This window comes from Pseudomonas sp. BN102, assembly GCF_029871245.1.
GTDB lineage: Bacteria > Pseudomonadota > Gammaproteobacteria > Pseudomonadales > Pseudomonadaceae > Metapseudomonas.
The window spans coordinates 1-17448 of record NZ_SSON01000055.1 but is presented as its reverse complement, the minus strand read 5'-3'; the positions used below and the strand labels follow the sequence as shown (position 1 = coordinate 17448).

At 61.8% G+C, this 17448-nt stretch carries 18 protein-coding genes; 10 read left to right on the top strand and 8 right to left on the bottom strand.

Translation table 11 applies throughout. The features are described 5' to 3' along the window. The 5 genes from hutU to E8F12_RS11030 all read left to right on the top strand — a co-directional run. Positions 1 to 1618, top strand: a 1618-nt coding sequence (hutU, locus tag E8F12_RS11050) for a urocanate hydratase (protein WP_280325273.1), incomplete at its 5' end; no start/stop codon positions are given. Between the two features lie 11 nt (positions 1619 to 1629). Then, positions 1630 to 2808, top strand: a complete 1179-nt coding sequence (locus E8F12_RS11045; protein ID WP_280325272.1) for a CoA transferase — start codon at positions 1630 to 1632, stop codon at positions 2806 to 2808. Then, positions 2798 to 3943, top strand: coding sequence for an acyl-CoA dehydrogenase family protein (locus E8F12_RS11040; protein ID WP_280325271.1), 1146 nt, complete (start codon positions 2798 to 2800; stop codon positions 3941 to 3943). The genes E8F12_RS11045 and E8F12_RS11040 overlap by 11 nt, the downstream gene beginning before the upstream one ends. Before the next feature lie 105 nt (positions 3944 to 4048). Beyond that, on the top strand, positions 4049 to 5464 hold the full coding sequence (locus tag E8F12_RS11035; protein WP_280325270.1) for a cytosine permease: 1416 nt from the start codon (positions 4049 to 4051) through the stop codon (positions 5462 to 5464). A gap of 98 nt (positions 5465 to 5562) precedes the next feature. Beyond that, positions 5563 to 6177, top strand: coding sequence for a TetR/AcrR family transcriptional regulator (locus tag E8F12_RS11030; protein ID WP_280325269.1), 615 nt, complete (start codon positions 5563 to 5565; stop codon positions 6175 to 6177). Positions 6178 to 6220: 43 nt separating this feature from the next. Here the strand turns inward: E8F12_RS11030 and E8F12_RS11025 are convergent, their stop codons facing one another. The 3 genes from E8F12_RS11025 to speB (E8F12_RS11015) all read right to left on the bottom strand — a co-directional run bounded on the left by E8F12_RS11025 (position 6221) and on the right by speB (E8F12_RS11015) (position 8872). Next, a complete protein-coding gene (locus E8F12_RS11025) occupies positions 6221 to 6676 on the bottom strand; it encodes a GNAT family N-acetyltransferase (protein ID WP_280325268.1) in 456 nt (151 codons plus the stop codon). A gap of 109 nt (positions 6677 to 6785) precedes the next feature. Then, the gene (speB, locus tag E8F12_RS11020; protein ID WP_280325275.1) at positions 6786 to 7679 is read right to left on the bottom strand and encodes an agmatinase; all 894 of its coding nucleotides are present in this window, start codon (positions 7677 to 7679) and stop codon (positions 6786 to 6788) included. Positions 7680 to 7918: 239 nt separating this feature from the next. Further along, a complete protein-coding gene (speB, locus tag E8F12_RS11015; RefSeq protein WP_280289134.1) occupies positions 7919 to 8872 on the bottom strand; it encodes an agmatinase in 954 nt (317 codons plus the stop codon). Positions 8873 to 9001: 129 nt separating this feature from the next. Between speB (E8F12_RS11015) and E8F12_RS11010 the strand changes: the two genes are divergently transcribed. Beyond that, positions 9002 to 9895 carry a LysR family transcriptional regulator gene (locus E8F12_RS11010; RefSeq protein ID WP_280325267.1) on the top strand — a complete coding sequence of 298 codons (894 nt, stop codon included), beginning with the start codon at positions 9002 to 9004 and terminating at the stop codon, positions 9893 to 9895. Positions 9896 to 10065: 170 nt separating this feature from the next. Here E8F12_RS11010 and E8F12_RS11005 read toward each other — a convergent pair whose 3' ends face one another. Beyond that, a complete protein-coding gene (locus tag E8F12_RS11005; protein ID WP_280325266.1) occupies positions 10066 to 10224 on the bottom strand; it encodes a hypothetical protein in 159 nt (52 codons plus the stop codon). 289 nt (positions 10225 to 10513) lie between these two features. Here E8F12_RS11005 and E8F12_RS11000 point away from each other — a divergent pair, with 289 nt between their 5' ends. After that, a complete protein-coding gene (locus E8F12_RS11000) occupies positions 10514 to 11653 on the top strand; it encodes a Fic family protein (RefSeq protein ID WP_280325265.1) in 1140 nt (379 codons plus the stop codon). 266 nt (positions 11654 to 11919) lie between these two features. Here the strand turns inward: E8F12_RS11000 and E8F12_RS10995 are convergent, their stop codons facing one another. Next, positions 11920 to 12768 (bottom strand): helix-turn-helix transcriptional regulator, encoded by an 849-nt coding sequence (locus tag E8F12_RS10995; protein ID WP_280325264.1) that lies wholly within the window; start codon positions 12766 to 12768, stop codon positions 11920 to 11922. Between the two features lie 170 nt (positions 12769 to 12938). Between E8F12_RS10995 and E8F12_RS10990 the strand changes: the two genes are divergently transcribed. Then, positions 12939 to 14138 carry an MFS transporter gene (locus tag E8F12_RS10990; protein ID WP_280325274.1) on the top strand — a complete coding sequence of 400 codons (1200 nt, stop codon included), beginning with the start codon at positions 12939 to 12941 and terminating at the stop codon, positions 14136 to 14138. Between the two features lie 266 nt (positions 14139 to 14404). On the opposite strand, the gene E8F12_RS10985 is transcribed toward E8F12_RS10990, so the two are convergent. Continuing rightward, entirely contained in the window at positions 14405 to 15154 is a 750-nt protein-coding gene (locus tag E8F12_RS10985; RefSeq protein ID WP_280325263.1) for a TerC family protein, read from the bottom strand. Between the two features lie 475 nt (positions 15155 to 15629). Then, positions 15630 to 15860 carry a hypothetical protein gene (locus tag E8F12_RS10980; RefSeq protein WP_280325262.1) on the bottom strand — a complete coding sequence of 77 codons (231 nt, stop codon included), beginning with the start codon at positions 15858 to 15860 and terminating at the stop codon, positions 15630 to 15632. Between the two features lie 311 nt (positions 15861 to 16171). Between E8F12_RS10980 and E8F12_RS10975 the strand changes: the two genes are divergently transcribed. Both E8F12_RS10975 and E8F12_RS10970 read left to right on the top strand, forming a co-directional pair. Further along, a complete protein-coding gene (locus E8F12_RS10975) occupies positions 16172 to 16498 on the top strand; it encodes a type II toxin-antitoxin system HigB family toxin (RefSeq protein ID WP_280325261.1) in 327 nt (108 codons plus the stop codon). After that, positions 16495 to 16971 carry an XRE family transcriptional regulator gene (locus E8F12_RS10970; RefSeq protein ID WP_280325260.1) on the top strand — a complete coding sequence of 159 codons (477 nt, stop codon included), beginning with the start codon at positions 16495 to 16497 and terminating at the stop codon, positions 16969 to 16971. Before E8F12_RS10975 ends, E8F12_RS10970 begins: the two co-directional genes overlap by 4 nt. A 176-nt stretch (positions 16972 to 17147) precedes the next feature. On the opposite strand, the gene E8F12_RS10965 is transcribed toward E8F12_RS10970, so the two are convergent. Further along, positions 17148 to 17448, bottom strand: a 301-nt coding sequence (locus E8F12_RS10965; RefSeq protein WP_280325259.1) for a hypothetical protein, incomplete at its 5' end; no start/stop codon positions are given.

Genomic DNA, 17448 nt, shown 5'->3' with positions numbered 1-17448 from the left:
CGCCAAGAGCTGGCTGACCGAAGCGCCGCTGCGCATGCTGATGAACAACCTCGACCCCGAGGTGGCGGAAAACCCGAAGGAACTGGTGGTGTACGGCGGCATCGGCCGCGCCGCACGCAACTGGGAGTGCTACGACAAGATCGTCGAGACCCTGAAGGAACTGAACGAGGACGAGACCCTGCTGGTGCAGTCCGGCAAGCCGGTCGGCGTGTTCAAGACCCACGCCAACGCCCCGCGCGTGCTGATTGCCAACTCCAACCTGGTGCCGCACTGGGCCAACTGGGAACACTTCAACGAACTGGACGCCAAGGGCCTGGCCATGTACGGCCAGATGACCGCCGGCAGCTGGATCTACATCGGCAGCCAGGGCATCGTCCAGGGCACCTATGAAACCTTCGTCGAGGCTGGCCGCCAGCATTACGACGGCAACCTCAAGGGCAAGTGGGTGCTGACCGCCGGCCTCGGCGGCATGGGCGGCGCCCAGCCGCTGGCCGCGACCCTGGCCGGCGCCTGCTCGCTGAACATCGAATGCCAGCAGAGCCGCATCGACTTCCGCCTGAGCAGCCGCTACGTCGACGAGCAGGCCAAGGACCTCGACGACGCCCTGGCGCGTATCGCCCAGTACACCCGCGAAGGCAAGGCCATCTCCATCGCCCTGCTCGGCAACGCCGCCGAGATCCTGCCGGAGCTGATCAAGCGCGGCGTGCGCCCGGACATGGTCACCGACCAGACCAGCGCCCACGACCCGCTCAATGGTTACCTGCCGATCGGCTGGACCTGGGAGCAGTACCGCGACCGCGCGCAGACCGAACCGGCCGCGGTGGTCAAGGCCGCCAAGCAGTCCATGGCCGTGCACGTGCAGGCCATGCTGGAGTTCCAGAAGCAAGGCATCCCGACCTTCGACTACGGCAACAACATCCGCCAGATGGCCAAGGAAGAAGGCGTGGCCAACGCCTTCGACTTCCCCGGCTTCGTCCCGGCCTATATCCGTCCGTTGTTCTGCCGCGGCATCGGCCCGTTCCGCTGGGCCGCGCTGTCGGGTAATGCCGAAGACATCTACAAGACCGACGCCAAGGTCAAGGAGCTGATTCCGGACGACGCCCACCTGCACAACTGGCTGGACATGGCCCGCGAGCGCATCAGCTTCCAGGGCCTGCCGGCGCGGATCTGCTGGGTCGGCCTGGGCCAGCGCGCCAAGCTCGGCCTGGCCTTCAACGAAATGGTCCGTAGCGGCGAGCTGTCCGCACCGATCGTCATCGGCCGCGACCACCTGGACTCCGGCTCGGTCTCCAGCCCGAACCGCGAGACCGAAGCCATGCAGGACGGCTCCGACGCCGTCTCCGACTGGCCGCTGCTCAACGCCCTGCTGAACACCGCCAGCGGCGCCACCTGGGTGTCGCTGCACCACGGCGGCGGCGTGGGCATGGGCTTCTCCCAGCATTCGGGCATGGTCATCGTCTGCGACGGCACCGACGAGGCGGCCGCGCGGATCGCCCGCGTGCTGACCAACGACCCGGGCACCGGGGTGATGCGCCATGCCGATGCCGGTTACCAGATCGCCATCGACTGCGCCCATGAGCAGGGCCTGAACCTGCCGATGATCACCGGCAAACGCTGAGGCCCGAGACCATGACAAACCCAAACCAGAAACCCGCAGTACAACCGCTGCGGGGCGTTCGAGTACTCGATCTCAGCCGTGTGCTGGCCGGCCCGCATTGCACGGCGATGCTGGCCGACCTGGGCGCGGAGGTCATCAAGTTCGAGGTGCCCGGACATGGCGACGACAGTCGTCACCTGGGCCCCTTCGGCGACGATGGCGAGAGCGTCTACTTCGGCCTGATCAATCGCGGCAAGCGCAGCGTGGAGCTGGACTTCAAGGTGCCCGCCGATCTGGAACGCTTCTATCAGCTGGTGTCGGACGCTGACGTGGTCGTCGAAAACTTCCGCCCCGGCGTGACCCAGCGCCTGGGCATCGACTTCGAGTCGCTGAAGGCGCACAACCCGAGGCTGATCTACGCCAGCATTTCCGGCTTCGGCCAGAACGGGCCGCTGTCGAAACGCCCCGCGTACGACATCGTCGCCCAGGCCATGTCCGGACTGATGAGCGTGACCGGCTTCCCCGAAACCGGCCCGACCCGCAGCGGCGAAGCCTTGGGCGACCTGTGCGCCGGCGTCTACGCCGCCTGGGCGATCAGCACGGCACTCTTTGCCCGCGAACGCCAGGACGAAGGCGCGCAGTACATCGATGTCGCGATGTTCGACGTGCTCGTCAGCCTGCAGATGACCGGCCTCGCCAATCTGTTCGCCAAGGGAACCGCGCCAGGCCTGGTGGGCAACCGCCACCCGGTCTCGACCCCGTTCGATACCTACAAGGCCGCCGACGGCCTGGTGGTGATCGCCGTGGCGAGCGACAAGCTGTTCCGCCGTTTCTGCGAAAGCATGGAGCGCCCTGCCCTTGCGGACGATCCACGCTTCTCCGACGACACCTCGCGCACAGCCAACGAATGCGCCTTGCGCAGCGAGATCGAGGGCTGGACCAGCTCCCGCACCGTCGAGCAGATCTGCGACCTGCTGCTGGATGCCGGCGTGCCCTCCTCCCCGGTCTGGAACCTGGCGGAAGCGACCCGCTGCGAACAAGCCCAGGCGCGACAGCTGCTCGTCCAACCCGATGACCACCGCCCCCCGCTCGTGCCCCAACCGGTCTTTTTCAACGGCAGCAAACCCCTTGCCGCGGTGCGCGCCCCGCGCCTTGGCGAAGCGAACGCCCTCTTTGGCCTGAACCATCACGGAGACACCCATGAACTTTGAGCTCGATTCCACTGAACTGGCCGTTGTCGAGTCCGCCGAGCGGGTCTCCCGGGACGTGCTCCAGGCCAACGCCCAAGGCTACGACGAAGCCGAAGCCTTCTGCGGGGATAGCCTGAAAGCCTTGGGCGACCTGGGCTTCATGGGCATCAATCTGCCGGAGACCTACGGTGGTTTCGGCGTCGGCAGCCTCGCCATGAGCCGTGTCGTCGAAGCGGTCGCGGCGGCGTGCGCCTCCACGGCTTCGGCCCTGACGGCGCACTTCCTCGCCACCGACTCCATCCTCATCGGCGGCACCGAAGAACAACGCCAGGAATGGCTGCCACGCGCCGCCACCGGCGAGTTGCTGGGCGCCTTCGGCCTGACCGAACCGGCCGCCGGCTCCAACCCCGCCGACATGCGCACCCGCGCCGTGCGGGAAGACTTCGGCTGGCGCATCCGTGGTAGCAAGCACTACATCACCAACGCCCGTGAGGCCGACTTCATCGTCTTGTACGCCAAGACCGACGCCGATGCCGGGCACCGTGGCATCAGCGCCTTCATGATCCCGAAAGGCACCGCTGGTGTGACCTTCTCCAATCCGGAAAAGACCATGGGCCTGCGCGCCAGCACCATCTATGAGCTGGCGCTGGATTGCTGGCTGCCTGAATCGGCGCTGCTGGGTGAGGAAGGACAAGGCTTCCGCACCGCCATGGAAGTGCTGGACCGCGGCCGGGTCGAGGTGGCCGCCATGTCCCTGGGCATCGCCCGCGCCGCCATGGAGTACAGCCTCAAGTGGGTCGACGAGCGCCAGATCGGGCCCAAGCCGCTGGCGGCCTACCAGGGCACCCAATGGCGCCTGGCCGACATGTACACCCAACTCGAAGCGGCACGCCTGCTGACCATGCAGGCAGCGGTACGCCGTGACAGTGGCGAACGCTTCAGCCTCGAATCGGCCACCGCAAAACTCTTCGCTGCCGAAGCGGCTGGCTTCATCACCGACGCGGCCCTGCAGCTGCACGGAGGCTACGGCTACATCCGCGACCTGCCCTTGGAGCGCTTCGTTCGCGATGCCCGGATCCTGAGGATTTTCGAAGGCACCTCCGAAGTCCAGAAGATCATCATCTCTCGCGCCGTACTGGACGCTGCCCGCAAGTAAGCGAAAGCGGCCTGGACGGCACCCGCCATCCAGGCCCGCAGGGAATAGCTATGCATAACAACAATACCGGCGCCATCGCCAATGGCGCCGCACGAGGAGAACCTCATGGCTGGTAAGTCCCTTATCGAAACTCGCTCCATCGATTACATCCCCGAATCTGAGCGCCACGGCCGGTTATTCAGTCAGTTCACCCTATGGTTCGGCGCCAACCTCCAGATCACCGCGATAGTGACCGGTGCCTTGGCCGTCGTGCTGGGCGGTGACGTGTTCTGGTCCCTGATCGGTCTGCTGATCGGCCAGGTGTTCGGCGGCATCGTCATGGCCCTGCACGGCGCACAAGGGCCGAAGCTCGGCCTGCCGCAGATGATCTCCAGCCGCGTGCAGTTCGGCGTGCTCGGCGCGGTGATACCGCTGGTACTGGTCTGCCTCATGTACATCGGCTTCAATGCCACCGGCACCGTGCTCGCCGGCCAGGCCATCGGCCAGATGGCCAATGTCAGCGACACGACCGGCATCCTCATCTTCGCCGGCGTGATCGTCGTCCTGACCTTCTGCGGATATCGGGTGATCCACTCACTCGGGCGTGTCGCCAGCGTGGTCGGAATAGTCGCTTTCGCCTACCTGTTCGTACGCCTGCTCTCGGTCAACGATATCGGCACCTTGCTAGACAACCGGCACTTCAGCTGGAGCACCTTCCTCCTGGCGGTGTCCCTGTCGGCGTCGTGGCAGATCGCATTCGGTCCCTACGTGGCGGACTACTCGCGCTACCTGCCAAGCGGCACATCGCCTTTCAGGACATTCCTCGCCGTCGGCCTGGGCTCCATCATCGGCTCGCAGACCTCCATGGTGCTCGGCGTCTTCGCCGCCGCGCTGGCTGGCGATGCGTTCTCGGGCCATGAGGTCGCCTACATAGTCGGGCTGGGGGCCAGCGGTGTGATGGCTGGCTTGCTGTTCTTCAGTGTGGCGTTCGGCAAGGTGACCATCGCCACGCTCAATGCCTACGGCAGCTTCATGTGCATCGCGACCATCATCAGCGGCCTTCGCGGCAACCTGAAGGTCTCCCATGCCCAGCGCCTGCTCTTCGTCCTGTGCATCGTCGGCGTCTCCACGACCCTGGCGCTGATCGGCCAACACTCCTTCCTCAGCGCGTTCAAGTCGTTCCTGCTGTTCCTGCTGGCCTTCTTCACGCCCTGGAGCGCCATCAACCTGGTCGACTACTACTTCATCACCAAGGAGCGTTATGACATCCCGGCACTGGCGGATCCGGATGGCCGTTATGGCCGCTGGAACTGGATCGGCATCGGCGTCTACCTGTTCGGCGTGATCGTGCAGATGCCCTTCATCGCCACCGGCTTCTACACCGGCCCCCTGGTCGCGCACCTGGGTGAAACCGATATCTCGTGGCTGGTCGGCCTGATCATTCCGGCCATCCTCTACTACCCCTTGGCGCGCCGCGGTCTTCGCGATATCCCAACCGGCCTGGTATCCCCTGCCGAAATGGCCTCCCAGGGACATCGCTGAACATTGCCGGCGGGTGTGCCTCGCTCCCATGCGGAGTGAGGCTCACCGGAATCGTGCCCATGTCTGTAACACCCAAGCACACCCCAGATGAAAGCCGCATGAACATCGCCCGCACCGCACAGAATCGAGCCAGTACGCACGACCGCTTGCGCCAGGCCGCGCTGGATCTATTCACGGAAAATGGATATCAATCGACAAGCCTGCGCGACCTGGCCGCGCGCCTCGGCGTCCAGGCAGGGTCGCTGTACAACCACATCGAGGACAAGCAGAGCCTGCTGTTCGAGCTCATGGAAGACTGCATGAGCGACCTGATCAGCAGCACCCATTACAGCCTGAGACGCGTCAGGGGCAAGCAATCAGGGCTGCACGCCTTCATCAGCGCTTTCGTCGAGTTCCAGGCCAGCGAAAAGAAAAAGGTACTGCTGTTCATTCGAGAGCGAAGCAACCTTTCCCCCGAGCAGCGCCAGCGACTGTCGGCGCTCAGAAGTACCTATGCAAGCAGCCTCAAAACGATAATCAAGATGGAATGCCACAAAACGACGCTTGACGAGGCAAGGCTGAAATTTCTGGCGAACGGGATAATCGGCATGCTGGAGAGCATTCCGACCTGGGACGAAGGCGATAGGGACCTGCCCACCCAACAGCTTGTCGAGCAACTGACCGACATTGTTTCGGCGGCCATCTCCCGCATGGGAAAGCCATCGGCAGGTTGAACGAGGCCTCCCAATCGTCATGGTTCACCCCGATCAGCTGCACCTACCCCAGTCGAATCTCCAGGATTTCGTCGCCGGCATCGTCCAGTTCCCCAGTAGAGACCCAGCCCAGATGCCGATAGAAGCCGTAGGAACGAACTGCTGCATCGGTCGAGCACCCGAGAAAGAGCCTCGAGAATCCTGCCGCCCTGAAGTCATCCACCACCAACTGCAGCAGCGCCCTGCCTATCCCCTTCCCTTCGTATTCAGGAAGTAGCGCCAGCACTACGATTTCCCCGGTATCCCTATCACCGAAGCAGTAGCCGATCATTCGATCGTCCATACAGCAGACATACCCTGGGAGACTGCCGTCCCGAATCCCTTCGCTCCAGCTTTCGACGGTAATTCCCAGCTCCCTCAGTTGCTCTTCGGAGAAGGCGTTTTCCCGGGTTCGGGCACGTATATCGATGCACGCCGGAGCGTCTCCGGGGGCAGCCTTGCGGTAAGTTCTGGTGCTCACTCCGTTACCTACTCATCTTGAAAATTGGCGCGCTGCAGAAATGCTGGCGTCAATGGGCGTTCCCTTTCGTTGACTGCTTACCATAGGTGGCGACCTTCCCAGCGCAGCATCAAGCCTTCAGCCGAGCCTCCGCGCAGGATTCCGCCAGTACGCAGAGCATCTCGAACATCAGCGTCGCCGCGTTGAGCGCGGTAATGCCTGTCGGATCCAGGTCCGGCGCGACCTCGACTATGTCGCCCCCAATCAGGTTGAGCCCCCGCAGCCCCTTGATCAGCCGCAAGGCCTCACGCATGGAGATTCCACCAGCCTCCGGCGTTCCGGTACCCGGAGCGAATGCCGGGTCGAGTCCATCGACATCGAATGAAATGTAGGTTGGTCCGTCGCCTACCACGCGCCGCACTTCCTGCAGCACGCCCTCCACCCCGAGCTCGTCGAACTCTTCGATGAAGATCACGCGCATGCCGCATTCAAGGCTGAAGTTTGGCGTTCCCGAATGCTCGGACCCACGAATGCCTATCTGGATGGTGCGTCGCGGATCGAGCAGGCCGTCCTCCACCGCTCTCCTGAAGGGGGCGCCGTGGAAGAACTTCGAACCGTAGAGGCTATCCCACGTATCGGTATGCGCATCGATATGGATCATCCCGATCGGAGCGCGCTTCGCCAGCGCCTTGAAGATGGGATAGGTAATGGAATGGTCGCCGCCGACGGTCAGCGGGACGATGTTTTTCGCACACACCTCCTGGTAGTACCGCTCGATGCAGGCATGGGCGCTTTCGATGTCATACATCTTCTCGATGAACACATCGCCAAGGTCCTTTATACGGCAAGCTTCGAATGGAGCGACGCCAGTGGCGTGATTGCGGGTCCGCATCAGACAGGACTGCTGGCGAATACCGCGTGGTCCCAGGCGCGCACCGGGCCTGAATGAGGTTCCGCCATCGAATGGCACGCCGATCAAGCCGATATCGATGTCGTCCAGACTTTCAGCCAAAGGCGCCCGCATGAAAGTCGCAATCTCATTGAAGCGTGGGCGCTTCTGTGGATCGTAAGCAGTACCGTCCACAGGACTCGTTCTCAACCTGTTATGAGGCATGTTTCACCCTGGTTATCCATGAACATCAAAACCCGGCACCCGCAACGGGTATGCGGCGAGTGCAACCAACCACCCAGCGCATCGCCCATCAGCGCCACGCACCAGGCTCGTGAATTCGCGATTCGAACAAGTCCGCAAGCTTTGCCTTGTCAGCGCTTCATGCACTTGTGCCGCCAGGCGTAGAGACAAACCATTTCCATCGCGAGCGTTGCACCTGCGAGGGCGGTCATTTCCGCGTGGTCATACGGCGGCGAGACTTCGACCAGGTCCATCCCGATGATATTGATACCCCTGAGCTCCCGAAGAATCTCCAGGGCCTGGTAGCTCGACAGGCCACCCGCGACTGGCGTTCCGGTACCCGGAGCAAAGGCCGGGTCCAGGCAGTCGATGTCGAAGGTCAAGTAGACAGGATGATCGCCAACGCGCTGGCGAATTTGCCTGGCGATCTTCACTGGCGACGCTTCATGCACCCTGCGGGCATCGACGATGTCGAACCCCATTGGGTCGTCATTGGTCGTACGTATCCCGACCTGAATCGAACGCTCCGGAGCGACGAGCCCTTCTCTGACCGCGTGATAGAACATCGTCCCATGCTCGATTCTCTTGGCTTCATGGTCCGGCCAGGTGTCGGTATGAGCGTCGAAGTGCACGAGCGACAAGGGGCCATGTACCTTGGCGTGCGCTTTCAGCAACGGGTAGGTGATGAAATGATCGCCACCCAGAGTCAGCATTCCGCATCCGCTTTTCAGTATCTCGTCCGCGTGCCGCTCGATGGCCGCCGGCACCGACTCCGGCATCCCTGAATCAAAGGCGCAATCGCCATAATCGACAGCAGCCAGAACCTCGAACGGATCGAACTCCCACGGCCAATGGCGCGCCCAGGCAATCCCCGTCGAGGCAGTTCGAAGCCCCCTGGGTCCGAAGCGCGTTCCGGGGCGGTGGGTAGTCGCCGTGTCGAAGGGCACCCCCGTGATCGCCAGATCCACACCGCTGAGATCGCGGCTGTAGCGTCGACGCATGAAGCTCGTGGCACCGGCAAAGGTGCTCTCGGCCTGAGTTCCGTGCAGGCTGGAGCGGGTAAATGCCAGATCGTTTTGACTCATCGGTCTTGCACCTCAGAAGAGACATTCGGCAGACGCCCTGGAGCGTCGTTGGCGAATTCTGCAGCGCCTACATACAACGTAAAATATGAAATATCCTAATCTGACATTAACCAATCGTGATGTATCGCCATGCTCACTCAACTCAGGGATATGGACCTGCAGCTGCTGCGGATTTTCGTGACCATCGTCGAGAACGGAGGCTTCAGTGCGGCTCAGGGCAAACTCGGAATCGCCCAGTCCACCATCAGCACACAGATGTCCAAGCTCGAGACCCGTCTGGGGTTTCGCCTTTGCGAGAGAGGGAAAAGCGGCTTTCGCCTGACACCAAAGGGCGAACGGGTACTGCAGTCAGCCAAGCGCCTGCTGGAGGCGCTGAATGCCTTCACCCGTGAAACCCAGGACGTTTCGCAAGTCCTGCTTGGCGAACTCCATATCGGGATATCCGAGCTGCTGGCCCCTGCGGTGATCGAGTCCATTGCCAGAGCCGTTGGCAACTTTCGCCGGCGCGCCCCGGAAGTCATCATCGAAATAATTTCCGTGACGCCAGCCGAACTGGAGCGGCAGCTGCTCAACAACGAGATCCAGCTCGCAATCGGCTACTTCTCGGAGGACCAGGCGGGCCTGAACTACGAGCCGCTATTCGTCGAGAAGCAGGCGCTGTTCTGTGGAACGCAGCATCCCCTCTTCGCAAAAAAGTCGGTCAACCTCGACGACCTGACAACCGCGAACAAGGTCGCCCACCTCTACAAAACCAACTCCGTCGGCTCCCGGCTGCGAAGCAAGCGGCAGACCGCAGTCTCGGAACAAGCGGATGCCGACCTGATTTTCACGCTCTCCGGCGCACACATCAGCTTCCTGCCCGAACACATCGCGGAGCCGTGGGAATCCGCCGGAAAGCTGCGCAAGCTTCTGCCAGAGGAATTGAGTTACGACGTCAGCTTTCACCTCGCGACAGCGAAGAACAGAGAGGCCAGCGAGGTACTCGAGATATTCAAGGAACACCTGCTCGCCCAGTTCAGCTAGCCATCCCATCGACCGACAAGACTCACTAGGCGACTTGTTCGGCTCATCATCACCGGTCCCGCCTGGTTGGACCTGGCCGCAGCCCCGTTATCGGATCAACTCGGGAACAGCGGCCCTGCCCCCCGATGCAAACATTGGAAATCCCGTGCGCCGCCAGCTGACGCTTCTGCTCAACCCCGTTTGGTCGGCCATTTCCACCATGCACCGCCGATGAAAACCAGCGGCAGAAATAGCAGGAAAAGGCGTTCGGAAAATGCCTGTGCGGCCAGGAATACCACCACTGCAACAATCAGCCCCAGCAGGAGCAAATTGGCATTCGGGCTGCGCATCAGGCTACCCCCTCCTCTGTCCTCCAGAACGAACTCCGGCTCAACAGATAGAGTACGCCCCTACTCCGCCCTTATTCGCACTCAGGCTGCCCACAAGAGGGGGACTTGCGCACTTCGCTCGGAGTGCACCCATAACGCGCCTTGCAGCTGATCACACCGCCGGTGCAACAGAAAAAAGGATGGCAATGGATTCAGCATAACTGGCTGATGAGCCGATTAGCCGGCATAATCGGCTCATCATATGAGCCGAATAAATGGGTTATTCGGCTCACCGCCAGTTGAGACAACCATGCAAGACGCATTCTGGATCTGGCAGCAACCCGACTGGCCAAGCTTTCGCTGGGATGCCGAGCGCCTGGCATCCTTGCTGCGCGCTTGCGCCCAGGCCCAGGGCCGCCTGATCGGCATGACCGTCGCGGTGGACGCCAATACCGAAGCCCAGAACAACCTGGATGCCCTGCTGCAGAACATCGTGACCTCTTCGGCAATCGAGGGCGAACAACTCAATGTCGGCTCCGTACGCTCTTCCCTCGCCCGTCGCCTCGGTCTGGCCGCTGAAGGCCGCCCCAATGAACGCAGCGAAGGGCTAGCCGAACTGCAGCTCGATGCCACCCGCAACCTTGACCCGCCGCTCAGCATGGAACGTCTCTTCGCCTGGCATCGCTGGCTGTTTCCCATAGATGATAGAGCGCTACCGAATCCTATCCGCATGGGGCAACTGCGTGGCGACGAGCCAATGCAGGTGGTATCGGGCCGACTCGATCGGCCCACCGTGCATTTCGAGGCGCCACCAAGGGAAGGGCTGGAACAGCAACTCGACGCTTTTCTGCAGTGGTTCAACGCCTACCAACAGGATGTCGGTTTCGATCCGCTGCTACGGGCCGGAATCGCCCATTTCTGGTTTGTCACCCTGCACCCCTTCGACGATGGCAATGGCCGGCTGACCCGCGCCATTACGGACCTCGCGCTCGCCCAGGGCGACCGGCAGTCCATTCGCTTCCATGCCATGTCCGCCAGCATCCTCAAGGACCGCACCGGCTACTACCGCATCCTGGAAAACAGCCAGAAAGGCGGACTGGACATCACCGCCTGGCTCGAATGGTTCCTGCGGACCCTGCTGCGCAGCCTGGAACAGGCCTTGATCCATATCGACCGTGTCTTGGCCAAGGCACGCTTCTGGCAGACCCATCGTGAAAGCCAGCTATCAGCGGAGCAGATCAAGGTACTCAATCGCCTGCTCGATGGTGGCGAGCGCGGCTTCGAAGAGGGTATCAGCGCCGCTCAATACCAGGCGGTGGCCCAGGTCTCCAAGGCCACCGCCACACGTCACCTGGGCGACCTGCTTGCCAAGGGCTGCCTGACCCGCCTGGCTGGCGGAGGGCGCAGTACCCGTTACCAAATTAGATGGCCAGGCGAAAACGACCGCTGACCTCATACCCGAAAGCTAAGCAGTCTCCCGGTCACCACCAAAGCGGTTATCCGTGGTAGCTGTCATGACCAAAAGAGGACGACCAAAAGGGTCCCTTTCCCGTGATCCCCCTCGAAACGCTTGGACCAGGTTTCGCGAGATCAAATATGGTCTCTGCGGGTGACCATTTTTAGCGATGCGCAAACTACCCAATCCATTTCCGACAGGATTCACGGATAGTCGGGGTTGAGCAGATCCTGATCCAACTCGCCTCGCACTCCTTACACTTACTCGGACTCTCGCTGCAGCCATTGCTCGAACAGGCAGCTCTCAGGCTTCCCCTCCTGCGCTGCGTAGTAGACCAGCCGCAGGTGACGATCCTCGTCGATGGTCATAGTGGTGTGCTGGAAAACCACGTCTCCTATCTCTCCAAGGTGAATATGGCGAATGCCTTGGCACTGACCATGGATATCCTGCTGCTGCCACCACCCATTGAAATCGGGATCAATCCTTTCGAGGTCTCTCACTAGTGCTGCAATGCTCGGGTCCTGGGTGGCCCGCACGAAGTCCCGCCTGAAGCTCGACAGAATCTGCCGCGCTTGCTCTTCCCAGGGAGCGAACAACGTACGCATCGCCGGGTCGGCGAACAGCATCCAGAGCAAGTTGCGCCGCTCCGCTAGTTGAGCGGAGAAACCAAATACCCGATCCGCCGCGTTGTTCCAGGCCAGCACATCCCAGCGCAGATTCAGCACGTAGGCCGGGCGCGTTGGCAAGTCCGCCAACAGGCGATGCACTAGCGGCGGCACTATGCACCAGGTCTTGCCGGGCTCAGGCGGCAGACGTTGATGAGCAAGCAGAAACAGGTGCCGGCGTTCGGTGGCATCCAGCTTGAGTGCACGCGAAAGGTTGTCGAGGAACGTTGCCGATACGCTGATATCCCGCCCCTGCTCCAGCCAGGTGTACCAGGACAGGCCGACGCCAGCCAATGCCGCCACTTCCTCGCGACGCAGCCCAGGTGTGCGCCGACGACTGCCTGCGGGCAATCCCACCTCTTCCGGCCCGATGCGCTCCCGGCGACTACGCAGGAACTCGGCCAACTCCATCCGCGTTCGTTCGAGAGGGCGTGAAGCGCTCATCCGATTACCTCCAGTAATAGCATAAGCAACCAAATTGTAACCCCCATAAATCCGCAGAAGAATGACTGTTCCTGGCTAAACGGGCCCTGAATGCCACTCCCGAATCGGAAGTGGCCCTGACGCGAGTCCACCCCCCCTTCCCCATGCGAAGCAACCGGAGAGCAATGAACATGCATGCCCATACCCCATCTTCCATCTACCTGATCGCCTTGGGCGCCTTCGCCCTGGGCATGGCGTCCTATGTCACTGCTGGGTTGATTCCGATGATCGAAGCGGCGTTCTCCGTCCCCGTTGCAGTGGCCGCTCAACTGGTCACCGCATTCACTCTCGCTTATGGAATCGGCTCGCCCATCTTTGTTGCCCTGCTGCCTGCAGATAACCAGCGCTGGGGGTTGCTTGTAGCGCTGACCTTGTTCGTCATCGCCAACGCCGCAAGTGCGCTCGCCGAGAGTTTTACGACCCTAGTGACCTGGAGGGCAGTCGCTGGCATAGGCGCCGGCGTCTACCTTGCCATGGGTATTGGAGCATCGGCCGCGATGTGTAGACCCGATCATCGCGGCAAGGCCATTGCGATCATCATGGGAGGCATGGCCAGTGGTGTTGTGCTGGGTGTGCCGCTCAGTTTGCTGATTGCCGGACAGTTCGGCTGGCAGGCTGCCTTGTGGCTGGTTACCGCCCTTGGCTTCATTGCTCTGGTCGGTCTGCTGCTGAAACTACCCGCGCTACCAGCCGCAGCCGCCACTTCAGTGAGGGAGAAACTGGCAATCCTGGCAGACGGCCATGTCGTCGCGATTCTCCTAGTGTCGCTGCTGGGCGCAATCGCCAGCCTGGGCATGTACACCTTCATCGCGCCATTGCTCGCGACTGCCGAGTATGGCGGCGTTCGCTCCGTGACACCGTTCCTGTGGGTTTGGGGCATTGGCGGTGTGCTCGGAAGCTTCCTCATCGGCCCGCTAGTGGATCGAATCAAAGGCCCGAGACTGACGTTCGCCATTATGCTGATTCTTGCCGGCTCGCTCTTCGCGCTACCGTTTTCCGCTGCAATCAGTAAGTGGTTGGTCATGCTGCCCATCGCCCTGTGGGGAGCGGTGGGCTGGGCGCTTCAAGTGCCGCAGAACAACGAACTGATACAGGTCCGCCAAGCGCAGGGGGATGCAAACCTCGCCATCGCTCTTAACGAATCGGCCCTCTACCTCGGCAGCGCCATCGGCGCCGCGGCAGGCGGATTCATGCTGCTTCTGCAGCTCCCCATCTGGTCTCTGGTAGTCGCAGCGGGAGCAGTGGCTGCCTTCGGCGCCATGCTGCAGATCGTTAACCTGCGTCGCCTTTCGAGATGGAATGACCAATCCGAAGTGGAGCCCAATAGCTGAGAGCCGAAAGGCAAATCCAACGTGGACATGGAGCAGAGCTCGCTCATACAGTCCTCCCCGATCCTGGACGCGAGATGGCACCAAACCTGCGAGGTCCCACCCAAGGCAAGATCAAGTGCCGCCTGTGGGGCTCCGCCGCGCTCAGCGCCAACCCTGGAGTTACAACCGCCTGAAAATGATCCTCAGTGAGCGAGGGCCTTGCGAGCAGCGTTCATCGCCTAGTCCAGCCCCACTGCGCCTGCCGCCGACATTGCATTGGTCGCCTGTCAGTTCGTAACGTCCTTCACCGACTCCACCTCCTTGCGCCCGCGCACGGTGCGCATGCGGATGTTCAGCGCCTCCACGGCCAGGGAGAAGGCCATGGCGAAGTAGACGTAACCCTTGGGCACATGGACGTCGAAGGCTTCGGCGATCAGCACCGTGCCGACCACCACCAGGAATGACAGCGCCAGCATCTTCAGGCTCGGATGGCGGTCGATGAAGCTGCTGATGGTGCCGGCGGCCAGCATCATCACCAGCACGGCGACGATGATCGCGGCGACCATCACCGGCACGTTGGAGACCATGCCGACGGCAGTGATCACCGAATCCAGGGAGAACACGATATCGATGAGGGCGATCTGGATGATGGTGCCAATGAATCCGCCAGCCATGCTTCTGGGTTCATCGGCTACTTCGTCCTCGCCTTCCAGGCCGCGGTACATCTCGGTGCTGCTCTTCCACAGCAGGAACAGGCCACCAAAGAAGAGGATCAGGTCACGGCCGGAGATGCCCTGGCCGAACAGTTCGAACAGGTCGGTGGTAAGCCGCATGATCCACGTGATGGAGAGCAGCAGCAGGATGCGGGTGACCATCGCCAGCGCCAGGCCAAAGAAGCGGGTGCGCGCCTGCAGGTGCGGCGGCATGCGCCCCACGAGGATGGCGATCATGATGATGTTGTCGATGCCGAGGACGATTTCCAGGGCGGTCAGGGTGAAGAAGGCGACCCAGATTTCCGGGCCAAGCAGCCATTCCATTACAGACTCCCAAGGGGCGGGCCAAGCATACGAGGGATGTGCAAGCGCCCCACCGCTCGTGGCGGAAAGGCGCTCGCACTGGGATCAAGCATAGGTGAGGTCGCTGCCGGAAGAGTCGGCGAGCGGGAAGACCGGCCCGGAATGGACCGGAGTGGCGGGGCCATCAGGCGGCCGCATATGGGCCCACCGGCTCAGCCACAACCAATACTGGAGGTCGAGGCCGACCGGGAAGGAACGATGCATCACCCCGGCGCAGTTCAGCCAGGCTCGTGAACAGGCCCTGGAGCATGGAATGGAGATTTCCCCAGCCCTGTGGCAACGCCTGAACCTGCTGGCCGAAGCGGTACTGGTAGAGAACTCCGAGCGCTCGCGCGGCGGTGCCGGCGGGCGCTGACCGCGATGGAGAGTGACGTCAGGGCGACGACCAGATAGCCGCACGACTGCGCGGCGATTCGAACGAGCATCAAGCCGGCGTTCAGGCCTTCACGATACCGGTAACGGTGATGCCGTACTGACACAGCAACAGTTCCGCCGGCTCGTTGCTGAGCTTGTCCTGACTGTCACCGAATTCGCCTTTTTTCAGATGGCCGTGAGCCCATTGCAGCAGATGCCGCACCACCTCCTCCATGCTCGGCTTGTGGTCGGCCTTCATGTCCAGCGCGTTGGTGTTGTAGTTCTTGCGGTAGTGGATGGTCCAAGTAGCCATACCAATCTCCACTGACGATCGATCCTGAAATGCTTGAAGCGGGAAAAACACTCGGTCGCCAAACACCGGCCCTCCCAGGCTGGCCGGAACGGCTTCCGAGTTCCCGCGCCTGTCATGAACTCGCTACCGCGAGCCTCATTTATTCATGGACCCGCTGAACCTCGTTTCCATTCCAACTTTTTCGGCTTGCTGCCAAAGGAAAAGGGGACGGGCGGCGTTTCGCGAGAAAAGGGCGAGGCGACAACGGCTGACCCAAGTTGACAAATTAGCAACCAACCCCCAGGGTTGCTAAAACGTCAACAAGGACGGACATGCACGTTTTCAAGAAGAAAGCCTTTGCCGACGCATGTGCGCAGTACCCCGTGAAGGCAACGAGCATCATGGAAATCTATAAGGTCCTGGACAAGTCCACCGCCCGCACCTCGCTGGAGCTCAAGGCGACCTTGTCATCGCTGGACAACTTCACCGACCGACGCGGCTGGTGGGTGATCGATATAGGCAGCAACGAACTGCGCCTGATCGCCGCGATCGATTTCGAGAAACAACGGGTTTTCGTCAAACACATCTTCAATCACGCCGAGTACGACAAGGCCAACAAGTGGTACCGAAACCCCAAGAACACAGGAGTCATGCCATGAGCGCAGTTGCAATCGACCACGCGCCGACTGCCGGCATCCACGAACTGGCAGAGCGCCTGAAGGAATTCCAGCGCAGCCTGGAGCGCGCCGGCGGCACCATCATCCAGACCATCACCAGCGAAGCCGAGTACGACCGCGCCCTGGCCCTGCTGGACGAACTCACCGAGAACACCGAAGAAACCCCGGAAATCGAGCGCCTGGTCGACCAGCTCTGCCGCGCCATCAAACGCTACGAGGACAGCGCGCCTCAGTTCGCCGAACTTAACGCCGGAGTCGAAGCCATCACCGGCGTGCAGATGCTCAAGTTCCTCATGGCGCAGAACCACCTCACCGGCTCCGACCTGCCGGAGATCGGCGACAAGTCCGTGGTCTCGCGCACCCTCAACGGCAAGCGCACCCTGAGCAGCGCGGACATCCAGGCCCTGTCACGTCGCTTCCATGTGGACCCCAGCCTGTTCTTTCCGGTGGCCTGAGCCCCCTCCCCACCACTCCGCGTCAGACCTGAAACCTGATGCGGAGTAACCCGGCCAACGGCAGCACCGAGCAGAACACCATAAAAGGCTCCCCCAAACTGCTTCAACAGAGGTGGCCTGGTGACAAGGACGGATACGGATTCACGCATTTGAACGTGGGAAACCGCGTCCTTGGGTCAATTTGTCTGGCTAGAGCGACGGAGCTGACCAGGTAGGGTGCGCCGTGCGCACCACGGGTTGAGCGAGGCGCCGGGGCTGATCTTGCGATCGGTGCGCATGGCGCACCCTACGGTGGGGCAAGTGCGGGCAAAAAACTCCACCGTCACTCGTATGAGTTGATGATTTACAAGGCTTGAACGCGCACCGGCATCGGTGATTGCTTGGCGCTCGATGCAGAGCTGCATCCACCGCTGGGCGACTACATACGACTCAAGTTGTCTGGCTAGAGCGACGGAGCTGACCAGGTAGGGTGCGCCG

Coding starts and splice junctions, on each gene's coding strand:
- E8F12_RS11000 (WP_280325265.1), top strand. CDS start 10,514: ATGCAAGACGCATTCTGGATCTGGCAGCAACCCGACTGGCCAAGCTTT.
- E8F12_RS10990 (WP_280325274.1), top strand. CDS start 12,939: ATGCATGCCCATACCCCATCTTCCATCTACCTGATCGCCTTGGGCGCC.
- E8F12_RS11005 (WP_280325266.1), bottom strand. CDS start 10,224: ATGCGCAGCCCGAATGCCAATTTGCTCCTGCTGGGGCTGATTGTTGCA.
- E8F12_RS10985 (WP_280325263.1), bottom strand. CDS start 15,154: ATGGAATGGCTGCTTGGCCCGGAAATCTGGGTCGCCTTCTTCACCCTG.
- E8F12_RS10975 (WP_280325261.1), top strand. CDS start 16,172: ATGCACGTTTTCAAGAAGAAAGCCTTTGCCGACGCATGTGCGCAGTAC.
- E8F12_RS11030 (WP_280325269.1), top strand. CDS start 5,563: ATGAACATCGCCCGCACCGCACAGAATCGAGCCAGTACGCACGACCGC.
- E8F12_RS11035 (WP_280325270.1), top strand. CDS start 4,049: ATGGCTGGTAAGTCCCTTATCGAAACTCGCTCCATCGATTACATCCCC.
- E8F12_RS11040 (WP_280325271.1), top strand. CDS start 2,798: ATGAACTTTGAGCTCGATTCCACTGAACTGGCCGTTGTCGAGTCCGCC.
- E8F12_RS11010 (WP_280325267.1), top strand. CDS start 9,002: ATGCTCACTCAACTCAGGGATATGGACCTGCAGCTGCTGCGGATTTTC.
- speB (WP_280289134.1), bottom strand. CDS start 8,872: ATGAGTCAAAACGATCTGGCATTTACCCGCTCCAGCCTGCACGGAACT.
- E8F12_RS10970 (WP_280325260.1), top strand. CDS start 16,495: ATGAGCGCAGTTGCAATCGACCACGCGCCGACTGCCGGCATCCACGAA.
- E8F12_RS10980 (WP_280325262.1), bottom strand. CDS start 15,860: ATGGCTACTTGGACCATCCACTACCGCAAGAACTACAACACCAACGCG.
- speB (WP_280325275.1), bottom strand. CDS start 7,679: ATGCGGGCGCCTTTGGCTGAAAGTCTGGACGACATCGATATCGGCTTG.
- E8F12_RS10995 (WP_280325264.1), bottom strand. CDS start 12,768: ATGAGCGCTTCACGCCCTCTCGAACGAACGCGGATGGAGTTGGCCGAG.
- E8F12_RS11045 (WP_280325272.1), top strand. CDS start 1,630: ATGACAAACCCAAACCAGAAACCCGCAGTACAACCGCTGCGGGGCGTT.